A 7,783-nucleotide genomic window follows, 5' to 3' on the forward strand; every position below is an offset into this window, starting at 1 on the left:
TGTCCGTGACGAAGGGGGTTCAGACGCGCTCGACGATGGTGGCGACACCCATGCCGCCGCCGATGCACAGGGTGGCGATGCCGCGCTCGAGGTCGCGGCGCTCGAGCTCGTCGACGAGCGTGCCGAGGATCATCGCGCCGGTCGCGCCGAGCGGGTGGCCCATGGCGATCGCGCCCCCGTTGACGTTGGTCTGCTCCTCGCTCCAGCCCATGTCGCGCATGAGCTTGAGGGCGACCGCGGCGAAGGCCTCGTTGATCTCGACGAGGTCGATGTCCTTGGCGCTCATGCCGACCCGGTCGAGCGCCTTGCGGCAGGAGGGGGCCGGGCCGGTGAGCATGATCGTCGGCTCGGAGCCGATGACCGCGGTCGAGATGATGCGTGCGCGCGGGGTCAGGCCCATCTCCTGGCCGACCTGCTCGTTGCCGATGAGCAGCAGGGCCGCGCCGTCGACGATGCCCGAGGAGTTGCCCGCGTGGTGCACGTGGTTGATCTGGTCGATGTGCGGGTACTTCTCGGTCGCGACGAAGTCGAAGCCACCCTGCTCGCCCATGGCGGCGAAGGAGGGGCGCAAACCGCCGAGCGACTCGCCGGTCGTGCCGGGGCGGATCGTCTCGTCACGGTCGAGGATCGTGATGCCGCTGGCGTCCTTGACGGGGACGACGGACCGCTCGAAGTAGCCGTTGTCCCACGCGGCGGCCGCGCGTGCGTGCGACTGCGCGGCGAAGCGGTCGACCTCGGCGCGGTCGTAGCCCTCGATCGTCGCGATGAGGTCAGCGCTGATGCCCTGGGGGACGAAGTCGGTCTCGAGCGCGGTGCGCGGGTCCATCGCCCAGGCGCCACCGTCGCTGCCCATCGGCACACGGGACATCGACTCGACGCCACCGGCGATGAGCAGGTCCTCGAAGCCGGAGCGCACGCGCGCGGCGACCTGGTTGACCGCCTCGAGGCCGGAGCCGCAGAAGCGGTTGAGCTGCACGCCGGCGACCGGCTCGGGGTAGCCGGCCTTGAGGGCCGCGATGCGCGGCAGGACCGCGCCCTGGTCACCGACCGGGGAGACGATGCCCATGACGAGGTCGTCGACCTGCGCGGCGTCGAGGCCGGGGTTGCGCTCCCGGATGGCCTGAAGCAGGCCGACGGTCAGGTCGATCGGCTTGACCTCGTGGAGGGAGCCGGACGACTTGCCCTTCCCTCGGGGTGTGCGGACGGCGTCGTAGATGACGGCCTGGGGCTGCTCGGGCATGGACCGGCTCCTTCGGGTCACAGCGGGTTCGTCTTCTCCCGCACCCTACGCATCCGTTGAACACTTGTGCAATGGTGTGTCGGAGAGTTCACGATCACCCCGAAGGGAGGTCCCCGTGAGTTCACGTGCCACGACCGCCGAGGACACCCGCGAGCGCATCCGCACCGCCGCGCTCGCCCTCTTCGCCGAGCGCGGCGTGGCCGCGACGAGCCTGCGCGAGGTCGCCCGCAGCGCCGGAGTCGCCCCGGGTCTGGTCGGGCACTACTTCGGCAGCAAGGACGGCTTGCACGAGGCGGTCGAGGACGGGGTCGTCGCCCTCTTCGTCGACACGCTCGACGCGGTGCCGCTCGAGGGGCCGGTCGCGACGGTGGTGGCGAACCGGGACCGGGCGATCCACGCGATGTTCGTGCGCAACCCGCACGTCGTCGACTACCTGCGTCGGGTCGTCGTCACGCCCGGCAGCGACGACACCCGCCTGGTGCGCAAGATGCTCGACACGCAGATCCTGCAGACCCAGCGGCTGCGCGACCACGGCATCGCCGGTAGTCGTGCGCCCGTGGCGGAGCAGGCGGTCACCGTGCTCGTGCGCCAACTCGGCACCTGGCTCCTGCAGCCGGCGCTCGACCGGCTCTGGCAGCTCTCGGGCGCCGACGGCCGCGCACCGCAGGTGCACGTGACGCTGCGCTGATCAGGCCTTGGGGTCGGCGTTCTCCGGGCACTGGCACCAGTTGTCCGCGGCCACCTGGGCGCGCACGTCGGCCACGTGCTCACCGCACCCGCTCCACGTCGTCTTCCCGCACCGCTGGCACTGCACCGGCATGCACATGGTCACCACTCCCCTTCGTCGATCGTCCGGATCAGCGTAGGTGGTCGGCACGGCGCGTCGGACCCGGTGGTCCCAGTAGGGTCATTCCATGGCCGATCGCACCACCTACCTGCTCGTCGACGGGGAAAACATCGACGCGACCCTCGGGGTCTCGGTCCTCGGCCGCCGTCCCGAGCCGCAGGAGCGCCCCCGGTGGAACACGCTGCTCGAGTACACCGAGGCAGCCTGGGACCAGCCGGTCAGGGGCCTGTTCTTCCTCGCCGTCGCCGGTGAGCTGCCGGCCTCCTTCGTCCAGGCACTGCTCGCGATGGGCTACCGGCCCGTCCCGCTGCGGGGCGAAGGCAAGGTCGTCGACATCGCGATCCAGCGCACCGCCGAGGCGCTGCTCGAGCGCGACGCCGACGTCATGCTCGTCAGCCACGACAACGACTTCGCCCCGCAGATGGAGGCCCTGGCCGGCGACGAGGCGCGGCGCATCGGCGTCGTCGGCTTCGGCGAGTTCATGGCCAACGGGCTGCGGCAGATCGACGGCATGGAGTTCTTCGACCTCGAGTACGACGTCTCGGCCTTCAAGAGCCGGCTGCCGCGCGTCCGGGTCATCGAGATCGACGAGTTCGACCCGCTCGAGTTCATCTAGGCACGAAGGGGGCCCGCCACGGGCTTCGTCTACACCGACATCGCGGTCTCCGCGGACGGCTTCGCCGCGGGACCGCGCCAGAGCGAGGCCATGCCCATGGGCGAGATCGACGAGGGCGCGCTACACGCCTGGATGTTCGAGGGCTACGAGGACAACCGGGCCGAGGTCGACGCGATCGTCGACTCCGGCGCGACGATCATGGGGCGCAACATGTTCGGCCCCGTGCGCGGCGAGTGGGACCGCGACTGGCGCGGCTGGTGGGGCGACGAGCCCCCCTACCACGGGCCGGTCTTCGTCCTGACGCACTACCCGCACGAGCCGATCGAGATGCTCGGCGGAACGACCTTCCACTTCGTGACGGAGGGGATCGAGGTCGCGCTCGAGCGGGCCCGGACCGCGGCCGGCGACCGCAATGTCTCGGTCGCGGGTGGTGCCGGCACGGCCAACCAGTTCCTCGCCGCTGGCCTGCTCGACGAGCTGCGGCTCCACGTGACGCCGCACGTCCTGGGGGCGGGCGAGCGGATCTTCGACGGCGTGCCCCCGCAGCGGCTCGAGCGGGTCACGGTCCGCGCCACGCCGCTGGTCACCCACATGACCTATCGCCCCGTGCGGGGCTGAGCGGGCTGTGGTCAGTCGTTCCGCCAAGGGAGGAGGGCTCCGGCCAGCAGGAGGAAGCTGATCACGATGATCACCAGGCCGACGACCATCATCGCTCCCGCACCCGTGTCCGTGGTGCCCGTCATGACCATCCCCAGACCCCCGCACAGCAGGATGCCCACGCCTGCCACCAGGCCCATCGCCGCAAAGCTGCCCATCACCACCGTCGACACGACCCGAACGGATTGGTTCTCGGGCGTCGCGGACGGAGGATGCGGCTGACCGGGCAGTGGCGGCTGGCTCATCCGTCGATCCACTCGTCGTAGAAGTCCGGCATCCGCGAGGCCCGCCCCGTGAACTCCGGATCCCGCTTCTCGAGGAAGGCCGCCACGCCCTCCTTGCCGTCGCCGATGCTCGTGTGGAACATGGCGAGCGAGTCGACCCGGTGCGCCTCGACCGGGTGCTCCCGGGCGGCGTTGCGCCGCATCATCTGTCGGGCGAGGGCGGTGGCGACGGGAGACCTCCCCTTCGTCCAGCGGTCGGCGAGCGCGCGGGCCGAAGGGAGCAGAGCCTCCGGGTCGTGGGGTCCCGTGGCCAGCCCCACGTCGACGGTGGACTGCGCGTCGAGGATCTCGGCGGACAGGACGAGGTCGAGGGCGGCCGGCAGCCCGACGATGCGTGGGAGGAACCACGAGGACGCGGCCTCGGGGACGATCCCGATCCGGCCGAAGACGAAACCGACCCTGGCCTGGGACGAGACCAGACGGGCGTCCATCGCGAGCGTCATCGTCGCGCCGATGCCGACGGCCGGACCGTTGATGGCACCGATGACCGGCTTGCGGCAGTCGTGGATCGCGAGGGTGACCCGACCACCGGTGTCGCGGACGCCGTCGATGAGCGCAGGGTCCTCGAGCCGCTGCATGTCGGCCAGGGACGGGGTCATCGCCTCGTCGAGGCCGAAGACGTTGCCCTCCTTGGTCAGGTCCATCCCGGCGCAGAAGGCCCGTCCGGCGCCGGTGACGATGACCGCGCGCACCGCGTCGTCGTCGTTGACCTCGCGGAAGGTCCGCTCCAGCTCATCGGCCATCCGGGGCGTGAAGGAGTTGAGCTGGTCGGGCCGGTCGAGGGTGACGGTGAGGACCCCGTCGTCGAGGTCGTGCCGGATCGTCGAGTACGTCATGGCCCGACTCTGCCAGTCCCGGGCCGACCAGACGAAGGGCGCCGCACCAGGAGGTGCTGAGCCCCGCGTGTCCCACCGGTCCCGTCCTGCGACCGTCAGACCGCGGCCGGCTCCGCGTGCGGCACCCAGGTGTCCGGGCCGAAGACCTCGTAGTGGATGTGTGTCTCGGGGACGCCTTGCTCGGCGAGCTGAGCGCGGACGACCTCCATGAAGGGCAACGGCCCGCACAGGTAGACGTGGGCGTCCGGGTCGATGTGCTCCTCCTCGAGGTGCATCCGGCCCTGCCGCACGGTCTCGGTCATCCGACGGGATCCGAGGTCCTCGTACCAGTGGTGGAGCCGGGCGTCGTCGATGCGGCCGACGAGTTCAGCCAGCTCGCGGCGGTGCGCGTGCCGCGCCGGGGACTGGTCCGCGTGCATGACCGTGACCTGGCGGTCGGTGCCCTCCTCGGCGAGGTGGTGGAGCATGCCGATGATCGGCGTGCACCCGATCCCGGCGGAGACGAGCAGGACAGGGTCGTCGCCCCCCTCGAGCACGAGGTCACCGAACGGGAGGGAGACGCGCAGGGAATCACCCTCGAAGACGTCGTCGTGGAGGAAGTTCGAGACCTCGCCGGCGGGGATGGGGCTGCCGTCCAGATCCGTGGCGCGGACGGCCTTGACGGTGAAGCGCCACGTCGGGCTGTCGGGCGAGCTCGTCAGGCTGTACTGGCGGATCTGGCGCGCTCCGTCGGGCAGGGTCACCTGCACGGAGACGTACTGGCCGGGCAGCGACCCGGGCAGCGACTCCCCGTCGGGCCGGGCCACGATGAAGGCGACGGTGTCGGCCGACTCGTGGCGCCGTTCAGTGACGACGAGCTCCTGCCACACCTCGTCGGGCTCGACGCCGAACCGGGCGTAGAGCCCTTGCTCGATCCGGATGAGGGCGTGCGCCATGTCCCAGTACAGCTCGTCCCAGGCCTCGACGACCTCGGGCGTCGCGGCGTCACCGAGCACCTGGGCGATCGCCTCGAAGAGGTGCCGATGGACGATCGGGTACTGCTCGGGTGAGATGCCGAGGGAGGCGTGCTTGTGGGCGATGCGCGACAGGAGCGCGTCCACCTCGGGCGCGTCGTGGTTGACCACGAGGCCGGCATAGGCGGCGATGGCGCCGGCGAGGGCCCGCTGCTGGTCACCCTGGGCCTGGTTGCCACGGTTGAAGAGGTCCCGCTCCAGCTCCGGGTGGGCCGCGAACATCCGGCGGTAGAAGATCGGCGTGATCTCGTCGATCCGTGCCCCGATGACGGGCAGGGTCGACCGGACGATCTCGACGGCGTGGGCAGACAGCACGAGCAACCTCCTGGAGTGGTGACGCGGCCTTCGCGCCACACCCGTTGCGTCGCACCAGCGCCCCGTGTGGATCACGTTGCCCCGCAACGGTCGGGGCCAGTCTTCTCGCGATTGGATTAAATAACAAATTAAGCCGTGTTTAATCGGCGCCTGCGACGCCCGAGCACGACGAAGGGCGCCGCACCAGGGGGTGCGACCCCCCTTGCACCAACACGTTGCTCAGAGCCATGGCCCGGAGACCCGCGCGAGGGAGGGGTCAGACCGATTGGGCGCTACAACGGATCAAGGCCATGGCTCACGGCCAAGATGGTGACGGTCCCCAGGACGAGCAGCCCCAAGTACCCACAGCGGAATTCCGGCCGGTCAAGTCCCCTCAGGTGGTGTAGCGCTGTGTACTCCTCCGTGAGGGTTCAGGCGGTCAGTGTGGGGAGGTGATCATCTCCGATGTGGGTGTCGGTGGTGGGCACGATGGTGATGCGGCAGCGGGCGAGGACGTCGAGGCCGAGGTAGCGCCGGCCTTCGGCCCATTTCGTCGGTTTGCTCGGCTAGGACGGCTCCGACCACTATTGGGGACTCAACTCCGCGTACGCGCGTTGAGCTTAGGTCGAGTGGCCTGCTGGCGGGCCGCTCAGCTGAAGTGTTCCTTCAGGCTGGTGGTCCGGTCCGGAGCGCCGACAGCTGCGGGGTCGAGCTGACCGGATGCCGACTCACCGTAAACATAGACGCCCATGGGCACATCGGACGAGGTAGGAACCGAGGCGATCGCGCGGAGGCAGTCTTCGTACACCGCGCGAGCCTGTGCATCGTCCTCGGGGAGCCCGATCGTGCCGCTGAGCGACCAATCAGTGACGCCGCTGCTCTTGACGGCGATGTCGACAGAGGTGACCCCCTCGACCTGAGAAACCCTGCGATTGACCTCGGCTTCGTCCATGGGCGGTTCGCTGCTGCACGCAGACAGCCCAATCAGTGCAGCGGGGATGCCCAGCAAGGCGGTACGTCGCGTGAAGATAGTCATCTCTCCTACTTGGTTCTGCGGATCTCGACATCGACGGCAGACACCTTCGAATCCCCTCCGCTGGGGACGATGAAGTTGTCCAAGTCATCCTCGAACGCGTCGATACGCGGATCGTTCGAGCGGGACACAGACTCGGCGTAGCGCTCGTGACTGTGGGCCTCCTTCACGGCAGTGCCGAGATCGCTGACCGACCCAGGGGGCCTGGTGGAGTCAGGCGTGCCGAATGGTTGACCCAAACCAAGGTACTCACCAGCGGAGTGTTCATAGACCCCGTCCGGAGTGGGGAGTGTGACCACTTCGGCGTTGTCACTCAACCTGCTGGGCTTGGGGAAGTTGCCGTAGTCGACCTTAGGGACCTCGTCCTTGTCGTGCGCCAAGTGCAGCTGCCTTGCGCCCGAGGTGTCTGGGATGGCGTCGACGGGGGAGCCGTAGGTCACGGCGTGGGTGACGTTGAAGCGCTCGGTGAATCGAGGGTCAGACATCAGCGTCTGGTTGATCATCCCACCTTGGGAGTGACCTGCCATCAACACGGGAGAGCCGGGTGGGATGCCTGCCTTTTCCATGGCGGCCCAGACCGCCTGCGTCGATGCGCTCGAGGAGCCGTTGACTGTGCTCAGGTTGCCCAGTGCATCCAGCGGGTTGTCCGTTGTCCCCCGGCCCCAGTTCTGGGTTCCGGGCGTGTTCACGATGTACGCGCGCGTCCCGTCCGGGTGTGTAATCGTGGTGATACGGACGTGCCCGTCATTCTGGTACGCGTCGGAAGTGCTGAGCATGATCTCCTCGAGCGAGTTCGGTTGCCTCACCTGGGGGTGGGTCCCGACCGGAGCGTCGGACTCAAGTTGGATGACGTCGCCTGCTTCTCCGCGACCGTCTTCCCAGATTCCGAGGCGTTCACCGACTTCGAGCGCGATGGGTCCAGCGAGTCCGGACCCGCCGGTGTGCAGCAGCTGTTCGGTTGCC

The 7,783-nt window shown here is 69.2% G+C and carries 8 protein-coding genes and 3 pseudogenes; 3 read left to right on the forward strand and 8 right to left on the reverse strand.

Annotated elements, in window-relative coordinates; all coding sequences use genetic code 11:
• Window positions 1-19: 19 nt before the first annotated feature.
• Window positions 20-1,240: an acetyl-CoA C-acetyltransferase gene (locus JAN01S_RS12540; RefSeq protein ID WP_068318798.1), complete on the reverse strand. Its 1,221-nt coding sequence runs from the start codon at window positions 1,238-1,240 to the stop codon at window positions 20-22.
• Between the two features lie 115 nt (window positions 1,241-1,355).
• Here JAN01S_RS12540 and JAN01S_RS12545 point away from each other — a divergent pair, with 115 nt between their 5' ends.
• On the forward strand, window positions 1,356-1,928 hold the full coding sequence (locus JAN01S_RS12545; protein ID WP_068318801.1) for a TetR/AcrR family transcriptional regulator: 573 nt from the start codon (window positions 1,356-1,358) through the stop codon (window positions 1,926-1,928).
• On the opposite strand, the gene JAN01S_RS16930 is transcribed toward JAN01S_RS12545, so the two are convergent.
• The gene (locus JAN01S_RS16930) at window positions 1,929-2,117 is read right to left on the reverse strand and encodes a DUF8730 family Cys-rich protein (protein WP_157075729.1); all 189 of its coding nucleotides are present in this window, start codon (window positions 2,115-2,117) and stop codon (window positions 1,929-1,931) included.
• Between the two features lie 37 nt (window positions 2,118-2,154).
• Between JAN01S_RS16930 and JAN01S_RS12550 the strand changes: the two genes are divergently transcribed.
• Window positions 2,155-2,703: an NYN domain-containing protein gene (locus JAN01S_RS12550; RefSeq protein WP_068318804.1), complete on the forward strand. Its 549-nt coding sequence runs from the start codon at window positions 2,155-2,157 to the stop codon at window positions 2,701-2,703.
• A gap of 27 nt (window positions 2,704-2,730) precedes the next feature.
• Window positions 2,731-3,321 (forward strand): annotated as a pseudogene (locus tag JAN01S_RS12555) (dihydrofolate reductase family protein); the annotation flags it as partial.
• A gap of 11 nt (window positions 3,322-3,332) precedes the next feature.
• On the opposite strand, the gene JAN01S_RS12560 reads toward JAN01S_RS12555, so the two are convergent.
• From JAN01S_RS12560 to JAN01S_RS17180, 6 genes and pseudogenes are all read right to left on the reverse strand, one after another.
• The gene (locus JAN01S_RS12560) at window positions 3,333-3,605 is read right to left on the reverse strand and encodes a hypothetical protein (RefSeq protein WP_157075730.1); all 273 of its coding nucleotides are present in this window, start codon (window positions 3,603-3,605) and stop codon (window positions 3,333-3,335) included.
• Window positions 3,602-4,480 carry a crotonase/enoyl-CoA hydratase family protein gene (locus JAN01S_RS12565; RefSeq protein ID WP_068318810.1) on the reverse strand — a complete coding sequence of 293 codons (879 nt, stop codon included), beginning with the start codon at window positions 4,478-4,480 and terminating at the stop codon, window positions 3,602-3,604. The genes JAN01S_RS12560 and JAN01S_RS12565 overlap by 4 nt, the downstream gene beginning before the upstream one ends.
• 95 nt (window positions 4,481-4,575) lie before the next feature.
• Window positions 4,576-5,808 carry a globin domain-containing protein gene (locus JAN01S_RS12570; protein WP_068318812.1) on the reverse strand — a complete coding sequence of 411 codons (1,233 nt, stop codon included), beginning with the start codon at window positions 5,806-5,808 and terminating at the stop codon, window positions 4,576-4,578.
• Window positions 5,809-6,218: 410 nt separating this feature from the next.
• Window positions 6,219-6,372 (reverse strand): annotated as a pseudogene (locus JAN01S_RS16690) (IS256 family transposase); the annotation flags it as partial.
• Between the two features lie 64 nt (window positions 6,373-6,436).
• On the reverse strand, window positions 6,437-6,823 hold the full coding sequence (locus JAN01S_RS12575) for a hypothetical protein (protein WP_068318815.1): 387 nt from the start codon (window positions 6,821-6,823) through the stop codon (window positions 6,437-6,439).
• A 5-nt stretch (window positions 6,824-6,828) separates the two neighbouring features.
• Window positions 6,829-7,783: pseudogene (locus tag JAN01S_RS17180) on the reverse strand (hypothetical protein); the annotation flags it as partial.

Origin of the sequence: Janibacter anophelis NBRC 107843 (assembly GCF_001570945.1) — a bacterium.
Taxonomy (GTDB): domain Bacteria; phylum Actinomycetota; class Actinomycetes; order Actinomycetales; family Dermatophilaceae; genus Janibacter; species Janibacter anophelis.